Annotated in this window: 26 protein-coding genes; 16 read left to right on the top strand and 10 right to left on the bottom strand. The window is 68.6% G+C overall.

Annotated features, from left to right (window positions below; translation table 11 throughout):
* The first annotated feature begins 67 nt into the window (after nucleotides 1–67).
* Nucleotides 68–487, top strand: coding sequence for a VOC family protein (locus tag OU996_RS01735; protein ID WP_267583961.1), 420 nt, complete (start codon nucleotides 68–70; stop codon nucleotides 485–487).
* A 9-nt stretch (nucleotides 488–496) separates the two neighbouring features.
* Here the strand turns inward: OU996_RS01735 and OU996_RS01730 are convergent, their stop codons facing one another.
* On the bottom strand, nucleotides 497–1972 hold the full coding sequence (locus OU996_RS01730; RefSeq protein WP_420712672.1) for a diguanylate cyclase domain-containing protein: 1476 nt from the start codon (nucleotides 1970–1972) through the stop codon (nucleotides 497–499).
* Nucleotides 1973–2179: 207 nt separating this feature from the next.
* Here OU996_RS01730 and OU996_RS01725 point away from each other — a divergent pair, with 207 nt between their 5' ends.
* Complete coding sequence (locus OU996_RS01725; protein WP_267583960.1) at nucleotides 2180–3568, top strand: aldehyde dehydrogenase family protein; 1389 nt, start codon at nucleotides 2180–2182, stop codon at nucleotides 3566–3568.
* Here OU996_RS01725 and OU996_RS01720 read toward each other — a convergent pair.
* Nucleotides 3545–4816 (bottom strand): Hsp70 family protein, encoded by a 1272-nt coding sequence (locus OU996_RS01720; RefSeq protein WP_267583959.1) that lies wholly within the window; start codon nucleotides 4814–4816, stop codon nucleotides 3545–3547. The genes OU996_RS01725 and OU996_RS01720 overlap by 24 nt on opposite strands.
* 373 nt (nucleotides 4817–5189) lie before the next feature.
* Here OU996_RS01720 and OU996_RS01715 point away from each other — a divergent pair, with 373 nt between their 5' ends.
* The gene (locus OU996_RS01715; RefSeq protein WP_420712738.1) at nucleotides 5190–5843 is read left to right on the top strand and encodes an exopolysaccharide biosynthesis protein; all 654 of its coding nucleotides are present in this window, start codon (nucleotides 5190–5192) and stop codon (nucleotides 5841–5843) included.
* 6 nt (nucleotides 5844–5849) lie between these two features.
* Here OU996_RS01715 and OU996_RS01710 read toward each other — a convergent pair whose 3' ends face one another.
* Nucleotides 5850–6059, bottom strand: a complete 210-nt coding sequence (locus OU996_RS01710) for a hypothetical protein (RefSeq protein WP_267583957.1) — start codon at nucleotides 6057–6059, stop codon at nucleotides 5850–5852.
* 228 nt (nucleotides 6060–6287) lie between these two features.
* Between OU996_RS01710 and OU996_RS01705 the strand changes: the two genes are divergently transcribed.
* Nucleotides 6288–6713, top strand: a complete 426-nt coding sequence (locus OU996_RS01705) for a DUF983 domain-containing protein (protein ID WP_267583956.1) — start codon at nucleotides 6288–6290, stop codon at nucleotides 6711–6713.
* Between the two features lie 3 nt (nucleotides 6714–6716).
* Here OU996_RS01705 and OU996_RS01700 read toward each other — a convergent pair whose 3' ends face one another.
* Nucleotides 6717–7583 carry a ChbG/HpnK family deacetylase gene (locus OU996_RS01700; RefSeq protein WP_420712671.1) on the bottom strand — a complete coding sequence of 289 codons (867 nt, stop codon included), beginning with the start codon at nucleotides 7581–7583 and terminating at the stop codon, nucleotides 6717–6719.
* A 136-nt stretch (nucleotides 7584–7719) separates the two neighbouring features.
* On the opposite strand from OU996_RS01700, the gene OU996_RS01695 reads away from it, so the two are divergent.
* From OU996_RS01695 to OU996_RS01680, 4 genes are all read left to right on the top strand, one after another.
* Nucleotides 7720–8781, top strand: coding sequence for a glycosyltransferase family 2 protein (locus OU996_RS01695; RefSeq protein WP_267583955.1), 1062 nt, complete (start codon nucleotides 7720–7722; stop codon nucleotides 8779–8781).
* Nucleotides 8782–8834: 53 nt separating this feature from the next.
* Nucleotides 8835–10577: an ArnT family glycosyltransferase gene (locus OU996_RS01690; RefSeq protein ID WP_267583954.1), complete on the top strand. Its 1743-nt coding sequence runs from the start codon at nucleotides 8835–8837 to the stop codon at nucleotides 10575–10577.
* Nucleotides 10574–11023 (top strand): GtrA family protein, encoded by a 450-nt coding sequence (locus OU996_RS01685; RefSeq protein ID WP_267583953.1) that lies wholly within the window; start codon nucleotides 10574–10576, stop codon nucleotides 11021–11023. Before OU996_RS01690 ends, OU996_RS01685 begins: the two co-directional genes overlap by 4 nt.
* A 111-nt stretch (nucleotides 11024–11134) precedes the next feature.
* Nucleotides 11135–11416, top strand: coding sequence for a hypothetical protein (locus tag OU996_RS01680; protein ID WP_267583952.1), 282 nt, complete (start codon nucleotides 11135–11137; stop codon nucleotides 11414–11416).
* Nucleotides 11417–11440: 24 nt separating this feature from the next.
* On the opposite strand, the gene OU996_RS01675 is transcribed toward OU996_RS01680, so the two are convergent.
* Together OU996_RS01675 and OU996_RS01670 are read right to left on the bottom strand one after the other, a co-directional pair.
* Nucleotides 11441–12775, bottom strand: a complete 1335-nt coding sequence (locus OU996_RS01675) for an NAD(P)H-dependent oxidoreductase (RefSeq protein ID WP_267583951.1) — start codon at nucleotides 12773–12775, stop codon at nucleotides 11441–11443.
* 152 nt (nucleotides 12776–12927) lie between these two features.
* Nucleotides 12928–13947: a sugar-binding transcriptional regulator gene (locus OU996_RS01670; RefSeq protein WP_267583950.1), complete on the bottom strand. Its 1020-nt coding sequence runs from the start codon at nucleotides 13945–13947 to the stop codon at nucleotides 12928–12930.
* 178 nt (nucleotides 13948–14125) lie between these two features.
* Here OU996_RS01670 and OU996_RS01665 point away from each other — a divergent pair, with 178 nt between their 5' ends.
* Nucleotides 14126–14572 carry a MarR family winged helix-turn-helix transcriptional regulator gene (locus tag OU996_RS01665; protein ID WP_267583949.1) on the top strand — a complete coding sequence of 149 codons (447 nt, stop codon included), beginning with the start codon at nucleotides 14126–14128 and terminating at the stop codon, nucleotides 14570–14572.
* On the opposite strand, the gene OU996_RS01660 is transcribed toward OU996_RS01665, so the two are convergent.
* Entirely contained in the window at nucleotides 14562–15515 is a 954-nt protein-coding gene (locus OU996_RS01660) for a LysR family transcriptional regulator (protein ID WP_267583948.1), read from the bottom strand. The genes OU996_RS01665 and OU996_RS01660 overlap by 11 nt on opposite strands.
* 203 nt (nucleotides 15516–15718) lie before the next feature.
* On the opposite strand from OU996_RS01660, the gene OU996_RS01655 reads away from it, so the two are divergent.
* The 4 genes from OU996_RS01655 (at nucleotide 15719) to moaB (ending at nucleotide 18970) form a co-directional block, all read left to right on the top strand.
* The gene (locus OU996_RS01655) at nucleotides 15719–16651 is read left to right on the top strand and encodes a ring-cleaving dioxygenase (protein ID WP_267583947.1); all 933 of its coding nucleotides are present in this window, start codon (nucleotides 15719–15721) and stop codon (nucleotides 16649–16651) included.
* A gap of 62 nt (nucleotides 16652–16713) precedes the next feature.
* Nucleotides 16714–17376, top strand: a complete 663-nt coding sequence (locus OU996_RS01650; protein ID WP_267583946.1) for an alpha/beta hydrolase — start codon at nucleotides 16714–16716, stop codon at nucleotides 17374–17376.
* A gap of 109 nt (nucleotides 17377–17485) precedes the next feature.
* Nucleotides 17486–18379, top strand: a complete 894-nt coding sequence (locus OU996_RS01645) for a neutral zinc metallopeptidase (RefSeq protein ID WP_267583945.1) — start codon at nucleotides 17486–17488, stop codon at nucleotides 18377–18379.
* 12 nt (nucleotides 18380–18391) lie between these two features.
* Nucleotides 18392–18970 (top strand): molybdenum cofactor biosynthesis protein B, encoded by a 579-nt coding sequence (gene moaB / locus OU996_RS01640; protein WP_267583944.1) that lies wholly within the window; start codon nucleotides 18392–18394, stop codon nucleotides 18968–18970.
* Between the two features lie 15 nt (nucleotides 18971–18985).
* Here the strand turns inward: moaB and OU996_RS01635 are convergent, their stop codons facing one another.
* Nucleotides 18986–19612, bottom strand: a complete 627-nt coding sequence (locus tag OU996_RS01635; RefSeq protein WP_267583943.1) for a glycosyl transferase — start codon at nucleotides 19610–19612, stop codon at nucleotides 18986–18988.
* Nucleotides 19613–19730: 118 nt separating this feature from the next.
* On the opposite strand from OU996_RS01635, the gene OU996_RS01630 reads away from it, so the two are divergent.
* Together OU996_RS01630 and OU996_RS01625 are read left to right on the top strand one after the other, a co-directional pair.
* The gene (locus tag OU996_RS01630) at nucleotides 19731–21026 is read left to right on the top strand and encodes a PA0069 family radical SAM protein (protein ID WP_267583942.1); all 1296 of its coding nucleotides are present in this window, start codon (nucleotides 19731–19733) and stop codon (nucleotides 21024–21026) included.
* Nucleotides 21023–21541, top strand: coding sequence for a VOC family protein (locus OU996_RS01625; protein ID WP_267583941.1), 519 nt, complete (start codon nucleotides 21023–21025; stop codon nucleotides 21539–21541). Before OU996_RS01630 ends, OU996_RS01625 begins: the two co-directional genes overlap by 4 nt.
* A gap of 308 nt (nucleotides 21542–21849) precedes the next feature.
* Here OU996_RS01625 and OU996_RS01620 read toward each other — a convergent pair whose 3' ends face one another.
* Together OU996_RS01620 and OU996_RS01615 are read right to left on the bottom strand one after the other, a co-directional pair.
* Nucleotides 21850–22533 carry a DsbA family protein gene (locus OU996_RS01620; RefSeq protein ID WP_267583940.1) on the bottom strand — a complete coding sequence of 228 codons (684 nt, stop codon included), beginning with the start codon at nucleotides 22531–22533 and terminating at the stop codon, nucleotides 21850–21852.
* Nucleotides 22534–22636: 103 nt separating this feature from the next.
* Nucleotides 22637–23164 (bottom strand): DUF721 domain-containing protein, encoded by a 528-nt coding sequence (locus OU996_RS01615; protein WP_267583939.1) that lies wholly within the window; start codon nucleotides 23162–23164, stop codon nucleotides 22637–22639.
* A 115-nt stretch (nucleotides 23165–23279) separates the two neighbouring features.
* On the opposite strand from OU996_RS01615, the gene mutY reads away from it, so the two are divergent.
* Nucleotides 23280–24377, top strand: a complete 1098-nt coding sequence (gene mutY, locus OU996_RS01610) for an A/G-specific adenine glycosylase (protein WP_267583938.1) — start codon at nucleotides 23280–23282, stop codon at nucleotides 24375–24377.
* The last annotated feature ends 17 nt before the right edge of the window (nucleotides 24378–24394 follow it).

The raw sequence follows: 24394 nt of genomic DNA, 5'->3' as shown, positions 1-24394 counted from the left end.
GCCGGTGGAGAGCGGGCGCGCCACATCACCTTGGCCGCCTTCTGCTCCCCTTCCATGAGTCAGATCAATGTTCAGCCACATCATCCTCGGTGCCCGCGACCTCACCCTCCTCACCGGCTTTTACGACAAGGTACTGTCCCCGCTCGGGCTCACGCGCGTGGACGAGCCCTCCGATGGCGGGCCGGATGGCGCCATGTGGGTGATGCCGGGCAGCCGCTGGCCACAATTCTTCGTGCAACTGCCGTTCAACGGGCTGCCAGCCACCTGGGGCAATGGCACGCAGGTCAGCTTCGCCGCCCCGTCTCCGGCAGCGGTCGACGCGGCCTGGCAGGCGGCGATCGAGGCGGGCGGGATCGACGAGGGCAAGCCGGGCCTGCGCCCGAGCTATGCGCCCGACTATTACGGCGCCTATTTCCGCGATCCCGAGGGCAACAAGATCTGCGTGGTGCATCTGGCCGCGCTGGAGCACCTCACCATCCGTGCCTGAAGCCTCATCTCAGGCGTCGGGCGTCGCGACGCCCTGTCCGCGCTTGTGCTGGTACATCGCGAAGTCGGCGCGCTTGACCACCTGCTCCAGCCGCTCGCCGGCGAGGCTTGTCGCCATGCCCATCGACACCGAGAGGGTGGTGGCGGAATAGAACTGGTTGTTCAGCTCGATCAGCTTGCCGATATTCTCGATCGCCGCCTGCCCGCCCGCGACATCGACACCCGGCAGGAGGATGGCGAACTCGTCGCCGCCGATGCGGGCGGCGCAGCTCGGCCGGTCCACCGCCTTGGCCAGCACCTCGCCGGCCCGGCGCAGCAGCGTGTCGCCGGCGGCATGGCCGAGCTGGTCGTTGACCAGCTTCAGATTGTTCAGGTCCACCATGATGATGGTGACCGGGAAGGGCCCCTTGCGCTCCAGCCGGTTCAACTCGTCGGCATAGAATGAGCGGTTGTAGAGCTTGGTCAGCACATCGTGCTGGCCGAGATATTCGAGATAGGCCTCGGCCTTCTTGCGCGCGGTGATGTCGGTGAGCGCGACCTGCACCAGCGACCAGTCCTCTTCGCGGCCCGGCAGCACCGAGAATTGCAGATGCACATGCAGCTCGTCGCCGCCAAGCGTGTAGTTCACCACCTCGCGCTGGTGGAACAGCTTGCCGTTCCACAATTCGATGAGCTGCTCGCGGAAATGCCGGTGCATCTCGTCGCGGAACACCGCTCCCATATGGGCGATCAGGTCGGACTTGCTCGCCGCGCCGAACATGTCGAGCGTGTGCTGGTTCACGTCGATGACGCGCACCTCGCTGATGCAGCGCTCGACGAATTCGGGGTGGACGTCGGTGAAGACGCGCAGATCCGTGATGCCGCGGCGGCGCACATCGTCGAGCAGGTGCTTGATGCTGGAGAAATCCTCCACCCAGAGCGAAACCGGCGAATGCTCGAACAGGCCGCGCGCATAGATTTCCGCCTGCGCCGCCTGCCGGCGCGCGGTTTCGCGACTGCTCACATCCTCCACCGCGAGAAGCACCCGTTCCAGGCTCTCCTCATAGCCGGGCAAAACCTGGCCCTTGAGCTGGATGTCGAGGCGCTGCCCCGACAGGGTGTAGTTCACCGTATGGCTGGCGAAGCTGCGATGCCCGTCCCAGAGCTGCGACAGCTCCTCGATATGGGTCTTCAGCATGTCGTCGCGGAACACCTTGTCGAGATGGGCGACGAGGTGGTCGAGGCTGTTGGCCTCGAACAGGTCGAGCGTGCGCTGGTTCACCTTGAGCACGCGGATGCGCCGGGAACACTCCGCCACCCGCTCCGGTCGCCCGCGCAGATGCTCACGCAGCGAGATCACCCCCTCGGCCCGCCATTGCTCGAACAGCGCCTTCACCGCGCTGAAATCCTCAAGCCACAGAGAGATCGGCGCGAGGTCGAACATCATGGCGTCGGTGCGGGCGTCGGTTGTGTCGGCGGTCGCCATATCGGGAGAGAGTTTCAGCATCAGCGACCATCATGCGTGCCGGCGGACGGGTGCCGGTGTTCAGCGATGACCCTCAGATATAGCGAACATCCGCGCGAAATCGGCACTACCAAGGCACCGCAGACGCATCTTGATAGGTTTTGCCTATGCTCCAGCAGCCACTATCGGCGCTGATGGACGGGTGAAGGGGCGCCGCGCTATAGGCAGATGACCAGCGAGGGCAGGTTCATGAGCGATATCGTCTGCATTTCCCCGATCGACGGCACCGAACTGGCCCGCCGCCCGGCCGCCAGCGATTCCTCCCTTGCCGCCGCGCTGGAGGCGGCCCGCATCGCCCAGCGCGACTGGCGGCAGGTGCCGATCGCCGAGCGTTCCGCCCATGTGCTGCGCTTCCTCGACGCCATGCTGGCGATGAATCAGGAGATCGTGCCCGAGCTCGCCCAGCAGATGGGCCGGCCGGTGCGCAATGGCGGCGAGTTCCGCGGCTTCGAGGAGCGCGTGCGCTACGTGGTGGAGATGGCGGCGCGCGGCGCGCTCGACCCGGTCGTGCCGCATGATGCGCGCGACGGCTTCCGCCGCTATGTGAAGCGCGACCCGCTCGGCATCGTGCTGGTCGTCGCGCCGTGGAACTACCCCTATCTCACGGCGGTCAACACCATCGCCCCGGCGCTCATTGCCGGCAATGCGGTGCTGCTGAAGCACGCGGCACAGACCATTCTGGTCGGCGAGCGCTTCCAGATGGCGATGGACCGCGCCGGCCTGCCCAAGGGCCTGTTCACCAATCTCGTGCTGACACACGACCAGACCTCCCGCCTCATCGGCTCGGGTGCGGTCGATTTCGTCAATTTCACCGGCTCGGTGGAAGGCGGGCGCGCCATCGAGCGTGCGGCGGCGGGCACGTTCACCCCGCTCGGGCTGGAGCTCGGCGGCAAGGATCCCGCTTATGTGCGCGCCGATGCCGACCTCGCCTTCGCGGTGGAGAACCTTGTCGACGGCGCCTTCTACAATTCTGGCCAGTGCTGCTGCGGCATCGAGCGCATCTATGTGCATGAGAGCCTCTATGACCGCTTCATTGAGGGCTTTGTCGATCTCACCGCCGGCTATGTGCTCGGCAACCCGCTGGACGAGGCGACCACGCTCGGCCCGATGGCGCAGGGCCGCTTCGCCGACCTGATCCGCGGCCAGATCGCCGAGGCCGTGGGCAAGGGCGCGACCGCCCATATCGACCCCGCCCGCTTCCCCGCCAACCGCGCGGGCACGCCCTATCTCGCCCCGCAGGTGCTCACCGGTGTCGATCACTCCATGTCGGTGATGACGCAGGAGAGCTTCGGCCCGGTGGTCGGCATCATGAAGGTGACGGACGACGCGCAGGCGCTGGCGCTGATGAATGACAGCGTCTACGGCCTCACCGCCTCGATCTGGACCGCCGATGTGGAGACCGCCGAGGCGCTCGGCAACGAGATCGAGACCGGCACCGTGTTCATGAACCGTTGCGACTATCTCGATCCCGGCCTCGCCTGGACCGGGGTGAAGGACACCGGGCGGGGCGCCACGCTCTCGCGCATCGGCTTCGAGATGCTTACCCGGCCGAAGTCATTTCACCTGCGGCACGGTTGAGCCGCCATACCGTCGCGCGGCCTCGATGGCGAGGCCGGTGCCGACCGAGCCGAAGGTGTCGCCCTCCACCACCCGCGCGTCCGGCAGGGCGGCGATGATGGCGGTGCGCACATGGGCAAGGCGCGTCGAGCCGCCGGTGAGGAACAGCGCATCGATGGCGTCGCCCGCGAGGCTGGCCTGGGTGAGGCAAAGCGCGATGCGCCCGGCGATGCGCTCGGCCAGCGCGCTGGTATGCGTCTCAAGCTCCTCCGGCGTGATGCCGAGCGAGAGGCCGGCCTCCAGCCAGTTCAGCTCGATCTCGGCACGCGGCGCGTCGGTGAGGGCGATCTTGGCCTCTTCCGCCGCCATGGCCAGCGTATGCCCGCGCTGCTCCTCGACCACGCGGATCAGCCGCTCGACCAGCGCCGGGTTGGCCGCCTCGCGCCGCACCTCGGTCAGCTCGCGCAGGGTCTTAGCGGTGTAGAGCCGGTTGATGCTCGACCAGGTGGCGAGCTCGTGGAAATAGCCGCTCGGGACATCCCGACCCGCCCGCTTCATCGGGCTGCGGAAGCCGAGCAGCGGCATTAGCGTGCCGAGCGACAGATAGCGGTCGAAATCCGTGCCGCCGATGCGCACGCCGTCATTGGCGAGAATGTCGTCGTCGCGCTCGGCCTTGCGGGCGCGCTGCGGGCCGAGGCGGACGATGGAAAAATCCGAGGTGCCGCCGCCAATATCGGCAATCAGCGCGATCTGCTCGTCGCCCACCTGCTGCTCATAATCCAGCGCGGCGGCGATCGGCTCGAACTGGGTGGAGATGGCCGAGAAGCCCGCCCCCTCCGCAATGGCGCGCAGCGCCTCCTCGGCCTTGCGATTGGCGGCCGCGTCGTCATCGACGAAGAACACCGGCCGGCCGAGCACCACCTGTTCGAGAACGGCCCCCGTGCTCGCTTCCGCGCGGGCTTTCACCGTCTTCAGGAAGTCACCGATGACATCGCGGAAGCCGATGGCGCGACGGCCGATCTGCGTCTTCTCCTCGATCAGCGGGCTCCCGAGCACCGCCTTGAGGCTGCGCATCAGCCGGCCATTCTCACCAGCGACATAGCGCGCCATGGCGTCGCGGCCGATGGAGAGCGTGCCGGCGGGATCGTAGAACACCGCGCTCGGTACCGTCACCTTGCCGTCCTCCAGCGGGGCGAGCGCCGGCGCGCCGGCCCGCCACAGGCCGAGCGTGGTGTTGGAGGTGCCGAAATCGAGGCCGCAGAACGCCATGGGAACTCCTGAGCTGCAGATGCGGGCATGGCGGCCGCGCGGGTGGTCGGTGAGGGCAGCCTCGCTAGCTGCTTCGGAGCGATTGATCAATTGACGTCAGGTTGAGGAGGCGGCACACCGGGGGCGGAAAAGGGAGCGTGCCATGACGATGCATCAATGGACCATGAAGCACTCGATCGCCGCCGTGGTGATCCTGCTGGTGGCGGTCGGCGCCTTCCTGTTCAGCTGGACCTGACGTCGGCGGAAATTGCGCCCGCCTTCTGGTGAACGTCACAATCGGCGCCTATCTGAAGCCGACGTGGAGCCCGGTGATCGGGCATCCGTGAGGAGTTGGTTCGCCTTGCCCAGCGATTTCTCGTCCGACGACACGACGGTGCGCGAGCCCGCACCGGAAACGCCGGACGATTCGGCGGGTGCGACGGACGAGACCGTGCGCCTGTCGGATGTGCTGAGCCGCATCGCCAACGACACCAGCCGCGAGCGTATCGCGGTGGGCGATCTCCTGCACGCCATGCAGGAGCGGGCCTTCGGGCCGCTGATGCTGATCTTCGCGCTACCGAATGTGCTGCCGACCCCGCCGGGCACCTCGACCATTCTCGGCGCGCCGCTGATCTTCCTCACCGCGCAGCTCGCGCTCGGCATGCAGCCCTGGCTGCCGGGGGTGATCGCCGGGCGGTCCATCGCGCGCAGTGACTTCGCCAGCTTCATCGACAAGGCGGTGCCCTGGCTCGCCAAGGCGGAGCGTCTGCTTCAGCCGCGCTTCGGCGCGCTGGCGCATCCGCCGGCCGAATATGTCATCGGCATCATGTGCTTCGTGCTGGCGATCGTGCTGGTGCTGCCGATTCCGCTTGGCAACATGCTGCCGGCGCTCGCCATCTGCATTCTCGCGCTCGGCATATTGGAGCGCGACGGCATCTGGATCCTCGCCGGCATGGCGCTGGCGTTCGGATCGCTCGGCGTGGTCTCGGGCGTCATCTGGGCGTTCCTGCAGACCGCCCTTTACCTCGTCAAGAGCTTCATCGCCTGACGCCCCTCAGCCGCTCAGGCGGGCGCTCTCCAGGGCGCGGGCGAGCATGAGCATGCATTCCTCCGCCTGCTCCTGCCCGGTGACGTCACCGCGCAGCCGCTGGGCGATGTCGCGCAGGTCGCGAATGGCCACGTCCACGGCGGTGAACAGGTCGATGTCGAAGTCGTTCGGCTCGGGCTCACGGAGGCGGGCCGGGAAGGGGATGACGTTACTCATACGAAACTCGTGCGGGGCGAATCGACCATTCGATGCCCGCCAAGATTCGCCGCAATTGGTTAACGTCGCCCTTGCGGTAGCGGAAGCCGCTGATCCATACATGACGCTATTGAATGCAAATTGACTGTATAAATGTTTGCAGTCATTTATTGACTTGATGGCGTCCCGCGCGCATTTCCAAGGCGGCGCCGATGGGACGCGCCGCCGCCCATGACGGGAGAGACCAGCATGTCCGCGCGCGAATGGCCGAGGCTGTCGCCCTTTGAGACCGGTGTGAAGGGGCGTTGCCCCCGCTGCGGGCAGGGGCATCTGTTCGACGGCTTCCTCGCCCTGGCGCCGCGCTGCGAGGTTTGCGAGCTCGATTATTCCTTCGCCGATCCGGCGGATGGGCCGGCCTTCTTCGTCATCTGCTTCGTGTGCATCCCGGCCGTGCTGTTCGGCATCTGGCTGGAGGTGGCCTATCAGGTGCCCTATTGGGTCCACCTCTTCACCACACTGCCGGTGCTGCTGCTGACCTGCATCCCGCCGCTGCGCCCGCTCAAGGGCTGGCTGGTGGCGAGCCAGTTTTACTACAAGGCCGAGGAGGGCCGCCTCGCCGCCGCCGACCGGCCCGAGGTGGTGGGAGACGCCGCGCCGGAAGCGCCGCGCCGCTGAACCTCAGCGCCCGCCGGTCTCCCGGAAGCGCGCCGGCCGAACCCCGGCGGTGGCGAGATCCTCGGCGCAGGCGTCGGAGGTGAGATAGGCTAACTCGTGCTCGCGTGGCTCCAGCAGCGGATCGAGGCGGCGCAGTTCCTCATCCACCGTGCCGGGATGGCAGTGCACCAGCACCCGCTCCCCCGGCCCCTGCAGCGCCGCGCGGAAGACCGTGCGAAAGCCGGGCTCCGGCCCGAAATCATACAGGCCCCGGAAGCTGTCATTGGACGCAATGCCGGCAGCGGCGGCGCGCCGGGCGGTGCCGGCGGTCAGCGTGCCGATGAGCAGCGCCTTGCGCCAACCATGCCCGCGCCGCCGCGCCCAGGCCGCCGGTTCGCGGCAATTGCGCAGCCAGATATCCGCGCCGCCATAGCGGCGGGAAAGTTCTTCCACCACGATCTCGCGGATGCCCGGCAGGCCATGGGCGTGCTGGTGGCCGTCGAGAAAATCGGGCGGCGCGCCCCATTCATCCTCGAAGGCGTCGAGCTGGGCGCGCAGTTCGTCCTGAATGGCGGAGCGCGGCAGCGTGCCGGCGAAGGCGCGCAGGATCAGCGGGCCGATTTCCGGCAGGCGCCCGTCCCGCGCCAGCCCCCGCGCCGGGGTGAGCGGGCGCTGGCCGGTGAGCGTGAAATGCAGGCCGACATCGGCCGGGTGCTGGCGAATGAGCGCGCGGAAATCGCCCGCGCGGGCCCGCCAGCCCGCCATGCCGGTCATCGCCCCGGTCGCGGAAAGCCTCCGCTGAACGATCAGGCGCTCAATTGCATCACAAACGCCCATGCTCAAACCGTAATCATCGGCGCAAACTACTATTGCTGTGCCGTCATCATCCATGGGTTTCGTCACGCCTAACAAACTTCACAATCCGATTTTACGTCTTCGCAAGCTTCAGAACAGCCAAAACTGCTCTAGAGATTTGACAGGTGGCCTTCCCTGACGGTAGGCGTCAAGTAAAACCAGCGACGAAAACATGCCGGACATGCACCCTGCGGAAGCTCGCCTGATCTCCATCGTCGTCCCCGTGTACAATGAGGCGAGCTGCCTGCGCGCGCTCCATGCCCGGCTCTGCGCCGTGCTGGATGCCGAGCCCGGTATCGCGCGCGAGCTGATCTTCGTCGATGACGGCAGCCGCGACGACAGTTTCGCCACGCTGATCGAACTCGGCCGCGCCGACCCCACCGTGAAGGCGATGCGCTTCGCCCGCAATTTCGGCAAGGAGGCGGCGATGGCCGCCGGCCTGCGTGCCGCGGTGGGCGACATGGTCGTGCTGATGGATTCCGATCTCCAGCACCCGCCGGAGGTCATCCCGCAGATGATCGCCCGCTGGCGCGCGGGCGCCCAGATGGTGATCGCCGTGCGCCGCTCGCGCGACACCGATCCCTTTTCCCGCCGCCTGCTGACGCGCGGCTTCTACCATTTCTTCCACGCCCTCTCCGAGGTCGACATTCCCGAGGGCGCTGGCGACTTCCGCCTGTTCGACCGCCGCGTGGTCGACGCGATCAACGCGCTGCCCGAGCGCAACCGCTTCATGAAGGGCATCACCAGCTGGGTCGGTTTCCGCCAGGAAGAGATCGAGTTCGAGGTGGCCGAGCGCGCCGGCGGCGTCAGCTCGTTCAATCTGCTGCGGCTGCTGCGCTACGCCTTTGACGGGCTGTCCTCCTTCTCCATGGTGCCGCTGCGCGTCTGGTCCTTCATCGGCGTGCTGCTGGCCGGCCTGTCGGGCCTTTACGGGATCTATCTGATCGGCGAGGCGCTCGTGTTCGGCGTGCGCACGCCGGGCTTTCCGACCATCATGGTCAGCATGCTGTTTGTCTCGGGCGTCCAGCTCATCAGCCTCGGCGTGATGGGCGAGTATATCGGGCGCATCTTCACCGAGGTGAAGCGCCGTCCGCTTTACCTGATCGCCGACGAGATCGGCTTCACGCCGGCGGCGCTTGGCTCCGCCGCCCTGACGCCGGCCGCCTTCGCTCATGCTGCCGCTGATCACGGTGCGCAGACCCCCTCGCTCGTGCCGGACGGTCGTATCTCGTGAGTGTTTCCCCGTCCTTTCCGTCGGCCGCGGCCGAGAGGTCGCGCCTTGCGCCGGTGCGTTCACGGCTGGCGCGCCTATGGCGCTCGGCCACCCTGACCCGCGTGGCGAGCCTCACCGTCTTCGCCGGCATCGCCGCCTTCATCCTGCTGACCTTCCGCGACTATGGCGTCAGCAATGACGAGCCGGTGCAGCATGCCTATGGGCAGCTTCTGCTCAACTGGTATGCCAGCGGCTTCTCCGACGAGAGCGCCTTCCACTACATCAACCTCTACCTCTATGGCGGGCTGTTCGATCTGATCGCCGCCGGGCTCCAGCCCTATGTGCCGCTGCCGCTCTATGAATGGCGGCATCTGCTTTCGGCCAGCTTCGGCTTTGTCGGGCTGATCGGCGTGTGGCGCCTCGCCCGCCTGCTGGGCGGGGAGAAGGCCGGCATCCTCGCCGTGCTGATGCTTGCCGTCACCGGCATGTATGGCGGGGCGATGTTCACCCACACCAAGGACGTGCCCTTCGCGGCGATGATGGTGTGGAGCCTCTACTGCATCGCCGCGCTCGGCGCGCGCCTGCCGGAACTGCCCAGCTGGCGGCTGGTGGTCGGCCTCGGCGTCTCGGTCGGCTGCGCGCTCGGCCTGCGCGTCGGCGGTGTCTTCGCCGTGTTCTATCTGATGGTGACGCTTGCCGTCGGCACCGCGCTGCTGCGCGACCCGTGGCTGCCGGTGCGCCTGCTGCCGCGTCTGATCGTCTCCGGCCTGATCGCGCTCGCCATCATGGCGGTGACCTGGCCGTGGTCGGTGCTGCCGCCGAGCAACTTCTTCACGGCGATGGGCGCCTTCAACAATTTCGCCTTCGACCTGAAGACGCTGTTCAATGGCGAGACGCTGCCGATCGACCAGCTGCCGCCGACCTACATGTCGGAATATCTGCTGATCAAGCTACCCGAGATCACGCTGATGGGCCTCGTCGCCGCGCTGGCCATGGCGGGCGTCGCGCTGCTGCGCCTCGCGCGCGAGGTGCGCCGCGACGGGACGGCGAACCTTCTGGCGCGCCACCCGCGCCGGCTGCTCGCTGTACTGCCGGTGATGCTGGCGGTGGCCGTGCCGGTGGTGTTCACCCTCATCGACCATCCCCCGCTCTATAACGGCATCCGACATTTCCTCTTCGTCCTGCCGCCGGTCACCGTGCTCGCCGCCTTCGGCCTCACGGCGGCCTGGCGGATGCTGGCGGCGGCCGGCCCGCTTCCGGGCATCGCCTTCGCCACGCTTGCCGTGGGGCTGTTCGGCTTCAACGCCGACACCTTCGCCCGGCTGCATCCGTATCAGTATGTCGGCTACAACCAGCTCGTTGGCGGCACCGCCGGCGCCTGGGGCCGCTTCGAGGGCGACTATTGGGGCGCGAGCCTGGAGGAGGCGAGCCTCACCCTGCTGCACGGCCTCGCGCAGGAAGCGGCCGCCGCGCCGGGCAAGGCACCGCTGCACTACAAGGTCGCGGTCTGCGCCGAGGACGTGCAGGTCTCGACCCATCTCGGCCCGGAATTCGAGATGGTCGAGGACTGGGACGACGCCGATTTCGTCATCTCCGCCCGCAATGTCGGCTGCGACAACGTGCCGGGCCTGACCTATGCCACGATCAGCCGCATGGGCGTGCCGATGGCGAGCGTGTTCGACGTGCGCGGCAAGAACCCGCCCATCGAGCTGCCGGTGCAGATCCCGGATGATGACGGCTGGGGCATCGATTTCAACGCGCCTGCCGTGTCGTTGCAGGAAGCGGTTGGCCCGCAGGTGGCCAAGGCCAAACCGTGAGCGGGGCGCTCCCGCAGGGGGTGACGACGCGCGCGGCGCTTTTGGCCCGCGCCCGCCACATCGTGCTCTTCGCCGCGCTCGGCGCGCTCGGCACGCTGGCCCATTACGCGGTGCTGATCGGCCTCGTGCAGGGCGGCCTCACCGGCCCCGTGCTCGGCTCCACCGCGGGGTTCCTGACCGGCGGGCTGGTGAACTACCAGCTCAGCCGGCGCGTCATCTTCCGGTCCAGCAAGGGGCATGTCGAGGCGGCCGGCAAGTTCTTCACCGTCGCCGGCCTCGGTCTCCTCATCAATGCCGCGCTGATGGCGCTGCTCACCGGCCCGCTCGGCGCGCCCTATCTGCCGGCGCAGATCCTCGTCACCGGCCTTCTCGTGCTCTGGCACTATGCCGGCAACGCCATCTGGACCTTCCGCGAGAGCGGTCGCGCTGCCCCGCCAGCTTCCTGAGCTTCACGTCGTCACCGCACCAACCCTGTCGCGCGCGCCCGATTTGATGCTAGACGGGAGCAAAGCCGGGTGCCGTTCAGGTACGCCCGATCATCAGGTGAGGAGAGCTACATGGCCGGCCGTTTCGACGACTGGGACAAGGACGACAAGGGGCATCTCAAGGTGTGGCCGATGCAGGCCTTCACCACCGCCCTGTTCGGCACGGAGAAGGTGGGGCTGCGCATCGAGATCGGCACCAGCGCGCCCAAGCCCGGCGAACCGGTGCCCGCGCTCCAGCTCGTGCTCGATCCCGCGCAGGTGCGCCAGCTCGCGGAAGCCCTCGCGGAAGCCGAGGCGCGCCTTGCGGACGCCCATTTCACCGCGCTCGCGACCTCCCGGCCGGGCAACGCCTGAGGCGGCGCCCGGCACGAGCCGCTCTCAGGCCGCCAGGAACTGCGCGTCGGCCTGGTCGAGGCGGCGGCGGATCTGGGTGACGATCATCTGGTCGTCCGGCACGCAATTGTCATAGGTCAGCCGCTCGCCCTTGCGCACCGGCTTCACCACGCGGGCGCGCTCGGCAAGGCCGAGGGGGAGGGCGAGGCTGTCGCGTGCGTCGCGCCAGCCCATCGTGTAGCCGCGATAATCATACTCGCCGATCCGCCCGAGCACGTCGCCGGGGGCGAGGTCGCGCTTGGCGAGCGCGGTGCATTCGGCCACGGGATGGTCGAGCACTTCCATGTCGGGCGCCCGGTGCATCACTGCGCGCATCGCCGAGAGCGGCACTTCAAGGCTGGTGAGGTGATAGGGCCGGATCAGCGCGAAGCACGGGCCGGGGCCGACCTTGAGGTCCGCCATGCGCTCCATCACGCGCGGGTGGCGCGGCTTGACGATGCAGAACACGCCGGGCGCCACGCCCTTGCCGAGGGTGAAGTCGACGACGCCCGAGCGCGAGAGGATGCCGCCATCCTCCTTGGTGCAGAGCACCTGCGCCAGCACGTCGCGATCCGCCGCCGGGCCGTGCATGCCCGGCACGTCCGGCACGAGGCCGGTGGCGTTGGCCAGCGCGGCCATCTCCACCATGGTCTTGGAGCCGTCGACGAACTCGACCAGCATGCGCGGGTTCATGTTCCGGGCCTTCGCCTCCTCCTCGAACTCGTCGGGGATGGCGTCGGGCTTGAAGGCGTTGTTCTTCGCCTTGCCGGCGCAGACGATCTCGAAACCGAGCGACTGGGCGAAGCCGATCAGCTCCACCGTGGCGGCGGGCTCGTCGCCGGCGGCGCCGGTGAGCACCACGCCGGCCTTGCGCGCTTCCTGCTTGAGGAAGCGGCCGATGGTGATGTCGGCCTCGACGCTGAGCAGCACCACATGCTTGCCGTTGCGGATCGCCTCCAGCGAGACGATCGTGCCGATATTCGGGCTGCCAGTGGCATCGATCACCACGTCGATATGCCCGGCCGCGCACATGGCGCGGTAGTCGTCGGTGATGGCGAACTTGCCGGTCTCGATGGCGCGGTCGATCTGCCCGCTTGTGCCGACGGAGACGATGTCCTCGCGGGCATGGCCGGCCATCAGCGCGGCGTCGATCGCAGTCTGGGCGTTGAGCTCGACCACGGCGCCGATGCGCACGCCCGGCATCAGCGCGGCCTGCACGATGAGGTCGGTGCCCATCTGCCCGGCGCCGGCGAGACCGATGGTCACCGGCCCGTGCTTGGCGGTCCACTGTTCCAGTTCGGCGGCGAAGCCTGACCGCACGATGCCGCTAGCCCCGAGCATACGCTCAACCCTTCCATCCGGCCCAGCCGCCGACGCTAAGGCCGGCGCATGGGAGTCTTGGTACTCGTCAATGGTCTTCGGTACTCGACATTTCGCCGGAGGCAAATAGGTCGAGCGCAAGATGGAACAGTCTTCTGGATCCGTCGTCCCGATCAGTCCTCGGCGCCCACCGCCTGCAGAACGGCGGCGGCCGTGACCTCGTCGGTGATGAAGACGGTCGGCCGCAGCATGCGCAGCGCGCCGAGCACCGCCGCGGTCTTGCCCGGTCCGCCGGAGGTGAGGATGCGCTCGGGCGTCGCCTGCAGCGTTTCGATGGGGATCGACATGACCCGGCTGTTCACGGGGTGGTCGACCGGACGCCCGTCAATGTCGATGAAGTTATAGACCACGTCGCCCACCGCGCCGGCGGCGATCAGCGAGGCCCAGTCGGCCTGTGAGAAGAAGCCGAAGCGCAGCGAGGTGCTTTCCGTCTCCATCTCGCCGACGCTCAGCACCACCGCGTCCATCTCGCGCGCGAGATTGTAGACGGTGCCGAGGCCGCAGCGCTCGATCAGCGCCTTCTTGGTCTCGATGCTGTCGACGATGGCCGGGGCGGCGATGAGGTGGCAATCGGCCTGGAAAATGCGCGAGAGCTGCCAGGCGAATTCCGAGGGGTTGTACTGGCGCGCCTTGGTGATGCCGCCAAGCAGCGAGATCACCTGCAGGTTCGACACTGCCTTCTCGTCGATGAAGCCGAGCGCGCGCATCAAGGTGCGGCCCCAGCCGAAGCCGATCTTCATGTCGGGCCGGATGAGGTCGGAGATCACCTGCCCGGTGGCGGCGCCGATGGCGCTGGTCGGGTCGGCGAGCGGGCCGGAAAGCGGGGCAACCACCGCCTCGCGCAGGCCGAAGGCCTTCTGCAGGCCCATCTCAAGCCGCGGCAGCTCGGCGATCTCGCGGCTGAGCGAGATCTTCACCTCGTTGAGCTGGCGGGCATCGGCGAGCAGGCGCACCACGGTCACGCGGCCAATGTCGAGCGCGTCGGCGATGGCGCTCTGCGTCATGCCCTCGACATAGTACATCCAGGCCGCGCGCAGCCGCAGCCGGGCCGAGCGGCGCCCCGTGGCACTGAGATCGCCGGCGGCGGGTTCGGCCATGCCGGTCGGCTTGGTCGTAGCAGCCCCTCCCGACATTCGCATTCCCCCGGAGACATGAGTTCACCCTGCTATAGAGGACGCCGCGCCCTTCATCAAATAGCCCGCGCCTCCAACCGCCGCAGTGTTACGCAGAATCCCGCTTGTGGTTGCATCGCGCGCGAGGCACGCTGATGCGCACATTCGCCGCCCCCGGCGAAGAGGTCTCCGGTCGCCGATGTCCAACGACGAAACACTGAAGCTCGATCACTTCATCTGCTTTGCGGTCTATTCGGCGAACCACGCCTTCAACCGCGTCTACAAACCGATTCTCGACCGGCTGGGGCTGACCTACCCGCAGTTCATCGCCATGGTGACGCTGTGGACCGAGGATGGCCTGACCGTCGGGCAGATCGGCGAGCGGGTGCTGCTGGAGACCAACACGCTGACCCCGCTGCTGAAGCGGCTGGAAAGCGCCGGCCATGTGCGCCGCGTGCGCGACGCCGCCGATGAGCGGCAGGTGCGCATCTTCCTTACCGACAAGGGCCGGGCGCTGCGCGCGGAGGCGGAGGGCGTGCCGACCGAGATCGGCATCTGCCTCGATCGTGACCCCGCCGCCATCGCCGAGCTGACCGGCGAGCTGACGCGGATGCGCAACACGCTGCTGGCGCGCGTCAAGCCGTAAGGCCGGCCGCCTCCGGCAGTTCGGCCTGATGACCGGCCCCACCCTCGATGAAGCGGCGGTGCCGGCCGATCTCCACCGCGAGAAAGTCGAGAAACGCCCGGACGCGCGGCGAATGGCGCAGATCCGGATGGGTCAGCAGCCAGAGATCGGCCGCATAATCGTCATTGGGCGGACCGAGCCGCACCAGGGCAGGGCGGGCATCGCCGATGAGGCAGGGCAGGTGGCCGATGCCGACCCCGCTTTCCACCGCTTCCGCCAGCCCGAGCACACTGTTGATCTTGTAGGCGACGCGGTCGGGGGCGACGTTCTCCTGCACGAACTTCACCGCCTTCAGCGTGCCGAGCGTATCGCCGAGCGAGACCCAGTTGCGCGCTTCCAGCTCCTCCAGCTTCACCGCTGCCGGGTCGGGGAAGTCACTCGCCCGGCCATAGAGCGCCCAGGCGATGCGGGCGACGCGGCGGCCGACGAGGTTCTCCGGCGGGTGGTCGGTGGCGCGCACCGCGACATCGGCGTCGCGCTTGGAGAGGTTGAGCGGCTGGTTGCTCAGCACGATGTCGAGCCGCACTTCCGGGTAGCGCTCGCGGAAGGTCGCCAGCATCGGCATCAGGAGATGGATCAGCAGCGAATCGGGCGTCGTCACCCGCAACTCGCCGGAGGGAGCGGGCTCTCGCCCGGCGAGTTTGCGGCCGACCGAGGTGATCTCCTCGTCGAGCCGGTTGGCGAGCGCCACCAGTTCCTCGCCGGCCGGGGTCAGGGCGTAACCGGTGCGGTGGCGCTCGAACAGCAGCGAGCCGAGCTGTTCCTCGATCTGCTTCAGCCGGCGGAACACGGTGGAATGGTTCACCCCGATGGACGCGGCCGCCGCCGGCAGGCCTTTGGCGTCCGCTACCGCCTTGATCAGGCGGAAATCGTCCCAGGCCAGGTTCTTGAATGGCTCGGCCATGGGGCCCTCCGTCCGTGCGGCAACTCGGCTCCCCGCCCGCAAAGCGTTGCGCACGAAGGAAAAACGACAATTCAGCGTGGGCACACCATAGCAGCCAAGTCGTCATTGCGTCAACGCAAACGAAAGTAGATGGCATTGCGCGGGTGCCGGTTTATCTCTTGTCCCAACAGAGCGCGGTTGGCGCTCCCTGAGAGGGCAAGATCATGAACCGCAATGGCATCCATCATGTTACGGCGATTGCCGGCAATGCGCGCCGCAATGTCGAATTCTACACCCGCACGCTCGGCCTGCGCCTGGTGAAGAAGACCGTCAATTTCGACGATCCCGGCACCTATCACTTCTATTATGGCGATGAGGCGGGCTCGCCTGGCACCATCCTCACCTTCTTCCCGTGGGACCATGTGGCGCCCGGCCGGCTCGGCGTCGGCGAGACGCAGGAGACCGCGTTCCGCGTGCCGGCCGCCTCGATCGGCTACTGGACGCAGCGCTTCGTCGAGAATGGCGTCGCCCATAGCGCGCCCATCAAGCGCTTCGGCGAGACCGTGCTGTCTTTCAAGGATCCGCACGGCATGCGCCTCGCGCTGGTCGGTGTCACCGGCGCCGAGAATGAGCCGGCCTGGCTCGGCACGGAGGTGCCGGCCGAGCACGCCCTTCGCGGCTTCCACTCGGTGAATCTCCTGCTGGCCGAGGCCGCGCCCACCGGCGCCATCCTTACCGACATCTTCGGCTTCACCGAGATCGGCCGGGAGGGCTCGCTGGTGCGCTTCAAGGCCGAGGGCACGGAGATCGGCGGTATCGTCGATATCCACGAGGCCGGCGGCTTCCTCCCCGCCCGCATGGGTGGCGGTTCGGTGCATCACATCGCGTTCCGCGCGGCGGATGATGCGGCCGAATTCGCCATGGTGAAGAAGCTGCAGGAGAACCACGGCATCCGCACCACGGAGCAGAAGGACCGCAATTACTTCCGGTCCGTCTACTTCCGCGAGCCCGGCCATGTGCTGTTCGAGATCGCGACCGACGTCCCCGGTTTCGCCGCCGATGAGCCGGCCGCCCAGCTCGGCCAGGCGCTGAAGCTCCCGGATTTCCTGGAGAGCCGCCGCGCCCAGATCGAGGCCGTGCTGCCGGAAATCGCCTGATCCCACCTCTCCCCGCCCGCCACTTCCGGCGGGCGGGCCCCTTTTCCCGCCAGGAGGCCGTCATGAGCGTCAACGCTCCGCTGTCCCGTGCATCCGCGAACGCCGAACTCTCCTTCCTCCACCGCTTCGAGGCCGGCCGCGATCCTGCTGCCACGCCGCTGCTGCTGCTGCACGGCACGGGCGGCGACGAGAACGACCTGATCCAGCTCGGCCGCATGATCGCGCCGGACGCGCCGCTCGTCTCCCCGCGCGGCAAGGTGATGGAAGGCGGCATGCCGCGCTTCTTCCGCCGCCTGCGTGAGGGCGTGTTCGACGAGGCGGATGTGCGCCTGCGCGCGGGTGAACTCGCCGCCTTCGTGGCGGAAGCCCGCGCCGCCTATGGGCTGGCCGCCCCCATCGCGGTCGGCTTTTCCAACGGCGCCAACATCGCCGCCGCGACGCTCCTCACCCAGCCGGGCGTGCTCGCGGGCGCAGTGCTGTTACGCGCCATGGTGCCGCTGGCCGAGCCGCCGGCGGAGGATCTCGCCAGCGCGCCGGTCCTGCTGCTTTCGGGCGGCATGGACCCGATCGTGCCGGAGGAGAATGCCGCCCGCCTCGCTGGCCAGCTCACAGAGGCCGGCGCGCGGCTCGACCACCGCACGCTTCCCGTCGGCCATGGCCTGTCGCAGGCCGACCTGACGCTCGCCCGCGACTGGCTCGCCGCTCTCGGCAAACCGCGCGCCTGACACGATCCGGCGGTTCCCCACGGAACCGCCGGCCTTCCCGCGCATTGCCGCCACGGCGCGCGTGCATCACCATCGCACCGCGCCGTGGCGCTTTGCGGGAGGGATGGCCATGCGGTGGGAAGATTTCCGGCGCAGCAGCAATGTGGAAGACCGGCGCGGGGGCGGCGGCGGATTTCGCGGCGGCTTGCCGGGCGGGCGTGGCGGGCTCGGCATTGGCGGGCTGATCATTGTCGGCCTCATCGCCTGGGCCACCGGCATCAACCCGGCCGTGCTGATCGGCGGCGCGGAAATCCTCATGGGGGGCGGCGAGACGAGCCAGAGCGCGCCGCAGCAGCCATCTGCGAGCCGCACCCCGCCCAAGGATCAGGAAGGTCAGTTCGTCAGCGCCGTGCTCGCCCAGACCGAGGATGTGTGGACCCAGCAGTTCAAGGCGCAGGGCCAGACCTACCGCCCGCCCGGCCTCGTGCTGTTCACCGGCGGCACCCGCTCGGCCTGCGGCACGGCCCAGTCGGCGATGGGCCCGTTCTACTGCCCGACCGACCGGAAGGTGTATATCGACCTCGCCTTCTTCGAGGAGATGAAGCGCCGCTTCCGCGCGCCCGGCGATTTCGCGCAGGCCTATGTCATCGCCCATGAGGTCGGCCATCACGTCGAGAACCAGCTCGGCATTCTCGCGCAGGTGCAGCAGCGCCAGCGCCAGGTCTCGCGCACTGAAGCGAACGCGCTCTCCGTCCGCGTCGAGCTGATGGCCGACTGCCTCGCCGGCGTGTGGGCGCATCACGCGAACGCACAGTGGCGCATTCTTGAGGACGGCGATATTGAGGAGGCGCTGAACGCCGCTTCCGCCATCGGCGATGACCGGTTGCAGAAACAGGCGCGGGGCTATGCCGTGCCCGACAGCTTTACCCACGGCACCTCCGCCCAGCGCACGCGCTGGTTCAAGCGGGGACTGGACACCGGCTCGATGAAGCAGTGCAACGCCTTCGACAGCCGCAGCATCTGAGGATCAGGCCGCATGAGCGCCGCGAGCGAGACGTCCGACAAGGCCCTTTCCGAGAAAGCCTTCATCCCGCTCGCCATCGCGGTGCTCACCATCTCCGATACCCGCACGCTGGCCGATGACCGCTCGGGCAACACGCTGGTGGAGCGGCTGGAGGGTGCCGGCCATCGCCTCGCCGCCCGGTCCATCGTGACGGATGACGTAGAAGCCATTCGCGGGCGGGTAGCGGCGTGGATCGCCGATCCGGCCATCGACGTGGTCATCACCACCGGCGGCACCGGCTTCACCGGCCGCGATGTGACGCCGGAGGCGGTGGAACCCTTGTTCGAGAAGCGCATGGAGGGTTTCTCGACCGTGTTCCACATGATCTCCTTCCAGAAGATCGGCACCTCGACGCTGCAAAGCCGCGCCACCGCCGGCACGGCGAACGCGACCTACATCTTCTGCCTGCCCGGCTCGCCCGGCGCCTGCCGCGATGGCTGGGACGGTATCCTCGCCCAGCAGCTCGACATCCGTCACAAGCCCTGCAATTTCGTGGAAATCCTGCCCCGGCTCGACGAGCACCTGAAGCGCGGCAAGCTGCGCGCCTCCTGAGACCTGGCGGGAGGCTCAGCCTTCCGGCAGCAGCATCTGCGAGCGCAGCAGCACCAGCCTTCCGCGCCCGATGCGGGCGGCGAGCCGGCGCGGGGACTGCCCGCCCGCCTCATGACCGCCCAGCGCTTCATAGAAGCGGCGATGGATCAGCAGCCCCTGCTCGGGCCGCGCCCGGCCGGTCAGCGCATAGCGCGCCACCGCCGCCGCTTCCTTCAGCCGGGGGGCGACGCCGAACCCGTCCAGTGCCAAGCGGAAGGTCGCCGCGCGACGGTCCAGCGCGCCCATGCGCTCGACCTGGTCGATGAAGCCGCGCACCTCGCGCGTCCAGCCTTCCTGAGCAAGGCCCGCCGGCTGGAGGAACATCAGCCAGGGCATGCGCGCCGTCGCCGCGCCGAGGCGCAGGCGTGCCCCGAGATCGGCCGGGCCGCGCAGATATTCGCAGCCTGCCGCGTCCGCGATCTCCGCCACATCCGCCGATTCGCGCCCATCCACCAGCAGAACCTCGCGCACCACGCCGGCGGCGGCGCCCGGTACCAGCGCGGCGAGGGTCGGGATGAGGAAACTGGCGGTTTCGGTCGTGGGAATGACGATCGAGATCACGCGGCAGAGCACCTCGACGGAACGCGCTATGGATTGGCGCATAAGGGTTTTGGGCGAGCGACGTTCTGCCTATAGCACCACATCCGGGGCGTATAGCGCCCTCCGTCACTTTTCGACATATGTTCTTGATATGTTCTCATGAGGAGACTAAAAATCACCCATGGAACAGCGCACCTCCTCCCCCTCTCCGGACCGTCCTGCCGCGGTTACCGCCGGCGCGCCGCCCGCGCGCAAGTCCCGCGCCACGCCGCGTCATCTCGGGCGGCTGGTGGAGGAGCGCGAGGCCGCTGAGCGCGCCGCCTGCGAGGCGGCGGGGCGCGACCTCACCGGCCTTTCCGAGATCGACATTGCGCCTCCCGTGCCGCCGCAGGCCCGCTTTGTCGAGGGCGAGCGCCGGCGCGGACGCGGCGCGCTCTCCAACGCTGCCGGCCGCTTCGAGCCGACGGCGCGCGAAGCCTTCGACGATGGCTGGCAGAGCCTCGATGATCTGCCGGCCTTCCGCACCAGCGTGACGGTGGAAAAGCCGCGCACCATCATCACCCGCAATGATTCGCCCGATGTCGGCTTTGATCGCTCGATCAACCCCTATCGCGGCTGCGAGCATGGCTGCGTCTACTGCTTCGCCCGGCCGACCCATGCCTATCAGGGCCTGTCCGCTGGGCTCGATTTCGAGACCAAGCTGTTCGCCAAGCCCGACGCCCCCGAGTTGCTGGCCAAGGAACTGGCGAAGCCCGGCTATGAGCCGCGCACCATCGCGCTCGGCATCAACACCGACGGCTATCAGCCCATCGAGAAGGAATGGCGCCTCACCCGCCGCATCCTCGAAGTGCTCCGCGATTTCGGCCATCCGGTCGGCATTGTCACGAAATCGGCGCTGGTGCTGCGCGATCTAGACATTCTCGCGCCCATGGCCGAGCGCGGGCTGGTCAAGGTCGCGCTGTCCATCACCACGCTCGACCACAAGCTCGCCCGCATCATGGAGCCGCGCGCCGCCACGCCGCAGCGGCGCCTCGAGGCGGTGCGCCGGCTCAGCGAGGCGGGGGTGCCGACGGCTGTTCTGGTCGCGCCGGTCATTCCCGCCGTGACCGACGCGGAGATGGAGCGCATCCTCGACGCCGCGGTGGCGGCGGGCGCGCAGGAGGCCGGCTATGTCATGCTGCGCGTGCCGCTGGAAATCCGTGACCTGTTCAAGGAATGGCTGCTCGCCCATTTCCCGGATCGCTACCGTCATGTGCTGTCGCTGCTCAAGGAACTGCATGGCGGCAAGGAATATGACTCCGCCTTTGGCCAGCGCATGACCGGCAGCGGGCCCTATGCCTGGACGCTCGCCCGCCGCTTCGAGATCGCCAGCGAGCGGCTCGGCCTCAACCGGCGCCATCTGCGGCTGACCACGCGCCATTTCCACCGCCCGCCGCAGAAGGGCGAGCAATTGTCGCTATTCGGAGAGAGCGCATGATCGGCGCGGCGATGCAGGGGCTGAAGGTCGCCGCGCTCAAGGCGACCGAGGGCGCCACGGTGGGGGCGGGCACGGCGCGTGCCGTGCCGCCGCTGGCGCTCTCGCTGGTGACGCTGGGCGTCGCCGAGCTCGCTCGCGCCATCGCCTTCTATGAGGCGCTGGGGCTCGAGCGCCGGGTGCGGCAGGCCGAGGGCGTCGCCTTTTTCGCCTGCGGCACGGTGGTGCTCTCGCTCTACCCGCGCCACGAGCTTGCCACCGATGCCGGCATGATCGCTGGCCGGGCCGGTCAGTTCGGCGGCGTGGTGCTGGCCTGCAACCGGGCGAGCCGCGCCGAGGTGGACACGACGCTGATCCGCGCGGTGGCCGCCGGCGGGCGGGCGCTGCGCCCCGCGCAGGCGACCTTCTGGGGCGGCTATGCCGGCTATGTCGCCGACCCCGACGGCCATCCCTGGGAGATCGCCCACAATACCGGCTTCGCCCTCGGCCCCGACGGACGGCTCACCTTGCCGGAGTAGGGGCCCGATGTTGAAAAAGGCCGGGCACGTGGGGCGCCTCGCGCCCTGATATCGACCGTCACGCCCGCCCTCATGCCCGGGCTTGACCCGGGCATCCAGCCTTGCCGCAGTCGCGCGTGGCGCTGGGTTTTGGATCCCCGGGTCAAGCCCGGGGATGAGGGGAGGTAAAGGCCGGGGCGGCTAAATCCCCGAGAGGCTCATGCAGCTTCCAAATAAGCCAACGCGGCGGGCTACCCCGCCGCGGCCTCGCATTCAGGGCGGGTTGGCGCCGCCGGGCCTCATGGCTGCGGCGGCGCGGCCCCGTGGCGTCACTGCGCCAGCAGCGGGGCGAGTTCCTTGTCGAGCTCTTCCGGGCTCATCGCGCCGGAGACCTTCTTGCCGTTGATGAAGAAGGTCGGCGTCGAATCGATGCCGAAATCCTTCGCCCCGCGCTCGGCGATCTTGTTGATGTTGTCGGCCAGCGCCTGGTCGGAGAGGCAGGCGTTGAACTGCTGCTCGGTCATGCCGCTCTGCTTGGCGATGGCGAGCAGGGCCTGCGCCGGGTTGTTGGTGAAGGCCCAGTTCTTCTGGGTCTCGAACAGCGTGTCGGTCATCGGGTAGTACTTCCCGTCGCCGGCGCAGCGCGCGAGCATGAAGGCGGCCTTGGCGACGATGTCGAGCGGGAATTCGCGCAGGATGAACTTCACCTTGCCGGTGTCGATGTATTTCTCCTTGAGCACCGGATAGGTGGTCTCGTGGAAATGCGCGCAGTGGCCGCAGGTCATCGAGGCGTATTCGACGATGGTCACCGGCGCGTCGGCCTTGCCGAGCACGTTGTCGGGCAGGGCGCCCGGCGCCATAAGCTGCGCCATGTCGACGGTCTGCGCTTCGGCGCGCCCGATGAAGGAGAAGCGCTCGGCGCCGAGGCTTTCCGGGCTCGCCAGCGCCACCAGCGCGGCGGCGGTGAGGGCGGCGGCACCCAACCCTTCGAGGAGGCGGCGGCGATCGATCATGGATGGTCTCCGAGGGGAAGGCCGGCCCTCTCGGCCAGCGTTGAGCTCTAGCGCCTACAGGCAGCGCGCGATCATGGCAACGGTACGGCAGGCAGGCGCCTTGTCACCGCTGCGTGAAGATTGGCCGCACCCCCGGCGCCGGCTGCGTGGGCGTCGCCGCGCGCCGGCGGGCGACCAGCGCGCCGAGCCGGGCCAGCGCCTCGGCCAGCGCGGGATCTTCAAAAGCGCCGAGCCGCCCGGCCACCGCTGCGCATTCCGCGCTGCCCGGCTCAATGAAACGCGGGCGCACGGGGCGGCGCACCGGCACCGGCCCCTGGCGCAGCGCCAGCCGGCCGATGCAGCGCCAGCCGAAATAGCGGTTCACCCGCTCGATCACCACGGGCGCGTCATGCTGCAATTCGATGGCATAGCCGCCCTCGACCCGGATGTGCAGCACGCCCGGCTCCGGGCTGTCTTGCCGGCTCGGCCAGGCGAGCTTGATCGGCACCGCACGGGCGGCGAGCGCCTCGCCGACGATGTCCGCCCAGCGCGTGACGATTTCCACCGAGGCGAGGCCGCGCTGGCGGCAGCTCTCGGCGATGGTCGCGTCGATCAGGTCGGCAAGCGGCTGTGGTGCGCGGCGCGGGGGCATGAGGGCGATCGGTCAGTGAGGGCGGTGGGACATCAATTCAAGGGACGGCGGTCCGGCGGGGCTTGCCGGGCGTATCGGCACGGCCCACCTTGGCGCCGCCGGAACCAAACATCGCATGCCCGCCCGTCCCGATAAAGCCACCCGCCGCGCCGCCGCCTCCGTGACCGAGCCAGCCCCCGCGGCGCGGCCCGATCCTGCCTTGCTGCTCGCCTGGTATGACCGGCACCGGCGCACGCTGCCCTGGCGCGCTGCGCCGGGCCTGCGGCAGGATCCCTACCGGGTGTTTCTCTCCGAGATCATGCTGCAGCAGACCACGGTGGTGACGGTGCGGCCCTATTATGAGGGCTTCCTCGCCCGCTGGCCGACGGTGGCGGACCTTGCCGCCGCGCCGCTGGAAGAGGTGCTCTCCGCCTGGGCGGGGCTCGGCTATTACGCCCGCGCCCGCAACCTGCACGCCTGCGCCCGCGCGGTGGCGGAGCGCCATGGCGGACATTTCCCGGATACCGAGGCGGCGCTGCTCGAACTGCCGGGCATCGGCCCCTATACGGCAGCCGCCATCGCCTCCATCGCCTATGAACGCCCGGCCGCGCCGGTGGACGGCAATTGGGAGCGCGTCATCGCCCGCCTCTTTGCGGTGGAGATCCCGCTGCCCAAGGCAAAGCCCCGCCTGCGGGCGCTCGGCCTGACGCTGCTCCCCGACGCCCGCTTCGGCGATTTCGCGCAGGCGATGATGGATCTCGGCGCCACCCTCTGCACCCCGCGCAAGCCCGCCTGCGCGCTCTGCCCATGGCGCGAGCCCTGCGCGGCGCGGGCGGAAGGCGAACCGGAGCGCTACCCGCTCAAGGTGGCCAAGGCCGCGCGCCCGACCCGGCAGGGCGTCGCCTTCCTCGCCGTGCGGGCCGATGGTGCGGTGCTCACGCGCTCGCGCCCGCCGCAAGGGCTGCTCGGCGGCATGAGCGAGGTGCCCTCGACGCCATGGGAGGGGGACGCTCCTGCCCACCCCGCCGCCCATGCGCCGCTCAACGCGAGCTGGCGTGCCTTGAACGCGCCCGTGACCCACGTCTTCAGCCATTTCGCGCTGGAATTGACGGTCTGGCGGGCCGATCTGCCGGCCGGCACGCCGGCGCCTGCTGGCCATCGCTGGGTGGCGCCGGCGGGGTTCGACGCGGAGGCGTTTCCCAGCGTGATGCGCAAGGTGCTCGCCCGGCTCTGAGCCCGGCCCGCCAATGA

Source organism: Ancylobacter sp. SL191 (genome assembly GCF_026625645.1).
Taxonomy (GTDB): domain Bacteria; phylum Pseudomonadota; class Alphaproteobacteria; order Rhizobiales; family Xanthobacteraceae; genus Ancylobacter.
The sequence above is the reverse complement of the archived record's forward strand: the minus strand, read 5'-3'. Positions and strand labels throughout refer to the sequence as shown.

Excerpts from the sequence above, each read along its gene's own strand:
- OU996_RS01630 (WP_267583942.1), top strand. The coding sequence starts at position 19,731 with ATGGAACAGCGCACCTCCTCCCCCTCTCCGGACCGTCCTGCCGCGGTT.
- OU996_RS01660 (WP_267583948.1), bottom strand. The coding sequence starts at position 15,515 with ATGGCCGAGCCATTCAAGAACCTGGCCTGGGACGATTTCCGCCTGATC.
- OU996_RS01730 (WP_420712672.1), bottom strand. The coding sequence starts at position 1,972 with ATGCTGAAACTCTCTCCCGATATGGCGACCGCCGACACAACCGACGCC.
- OU996_RS01680 (WP_267583952.1), top strand. The coding sequence starts at position 11,135 with ATGGCCGGCCGTTTCGACGACTGGGACAAGGACGACAAGGGGCATCTC.
- OU996_RS01625 (WP_267583941.1), top strand. The coding sequence starts at position 21,023 with ATGATCGGCGCGGCGATGCAGGGGCTGAAGGTCGCCGCGCTCAAGGCG.
- OU996_RS01710 (WP_267583957.1), bottom strand. The coding sequence starts at position 6,059 with ATGAGTAACGTCATCCCCTTCCCGGCCCGCCTCCGTGAGCCCGAGCCG.
- OU996_RS01695 (WP_267583955.1), top strand. The coding sequence starts at position 7,720 with ATGCCGGACATGCACCCTGCGGAAGCTCGCCTGATCTCCATCGTCGTC.
- OU996_RS01735 (WP_267583961.1), top strand. The coding sequence starts at position 68 with ATGTTCAGCCACATCATCCTCGGTGCCCGCGACCTCACCCTCCTCACC.
- OU996_RS01650 (WP_267583946.1), top strand. The coding sequence starts at position 16,714 with ATGAGCGTCAACGCTCCGCTGTCCCGTGCATCCGCGAACGCCGAACTC.
- OU996_RS01665 (WP_267583949.1), top strand. The coding sequence starts at position 14,126 with ATGTCCAACGACGAAACACTGAAGCTCGATCACTTCATCTGCTTTGCG.
- OU996_RS01620 (WP_267583940.1), bottom strand. The coding sequence starts at position 22,533 with ATGATCGATCGCCGCCGCCTCCTCGAAGGGTTGGGTGCCGCCGCCCTC.
- OU996_RS01705 (WP_267583956.1), top strand. The coding sequence starts at position 6,288 with ATGTCCGCGCGCGAATGGCCGAGGCTGTCGCCCTTTGAGACCGGTGTG.
- OU996_RS01645 (WP_267583945.1), top strand. The coding sequence starts at position 17,486 with ATGCGGTGGGAAGATTTCCGGCGCAGCAGCAATGTGGAAGACCGGCGC.
- mutY (WP_267583938.1), top strand. The coding sequence starts at position 23,280 with ATGCCCGCCCGTCCCGATAAAGCCACCCGCCGCGCCGCCGCCTCCGTG.
- OU996_RS01700 (WP_420712671.1), bottom strand. The coding sequence starts at position 7,583 with ATGGATGATGACGGCACAGCAATAGTAGTTTGCGCCGATGATTACGGT.
- OU996_RS01675 (WP_267583951.1), bottom strand. The coding sequence starts at position 12,775 with ATGCTCGGGGCTAGCGGCATCGTGCGGTCAGGCTTCGCCGCCGAACTG.
- OU996_RS01655 (WP_267583947.1), top strand. The coding sequence starts at position 15,719 with ATGAACCGCAATGGCATCCATCATGTTACGGCGATTGCCGGCAATGCG.
- OU996_RS01725 (WP_267583960.1), top strand. The coding sequence starts at position 2,180 with ATGAGCGATATCGTCTGCATTTCCCCGATCGACGGCACCGAACTGGCC.
- OU996_RS01670 (WP_267583950.1), bottom strand. The coding sequence starts at position 13,947 with ATGTCGGGAGGGGCTGCTACGACCAAGCCGACCGGCATGGCCGAACCC.
- OU996_RS01615 (WP_267583939.1), bottom strand. The coding sequence starts at position 23,164 with ATGCCCCCGCGCCGCGCACCACAGCCGCTTGCCGACCTGATCGACGCG.
- OU996_RS01720 (WP_267583959.1), bottom strand. The coding sequence starts at position 4,816 with ATGGCGTTCTGCGGCCTCGATTTCGGCACCTCCAACACCACGCTCGGC.
- moaB (WP_267583944.1), top strand. The coding sequence starts at position 18,392 with ATGAGCGCCGCGAGCGAGACGTCCGACAAGGCCCTTTCCGAGAAAGCC.
- OU996_RS01635 (WP_267583943.1), bottom strand. The coding sequence starts at position 19,612 with ATGCGCCAATCCATAGCGCGTTCCGTCGAGGTGCTCTGCCGCGTGATC.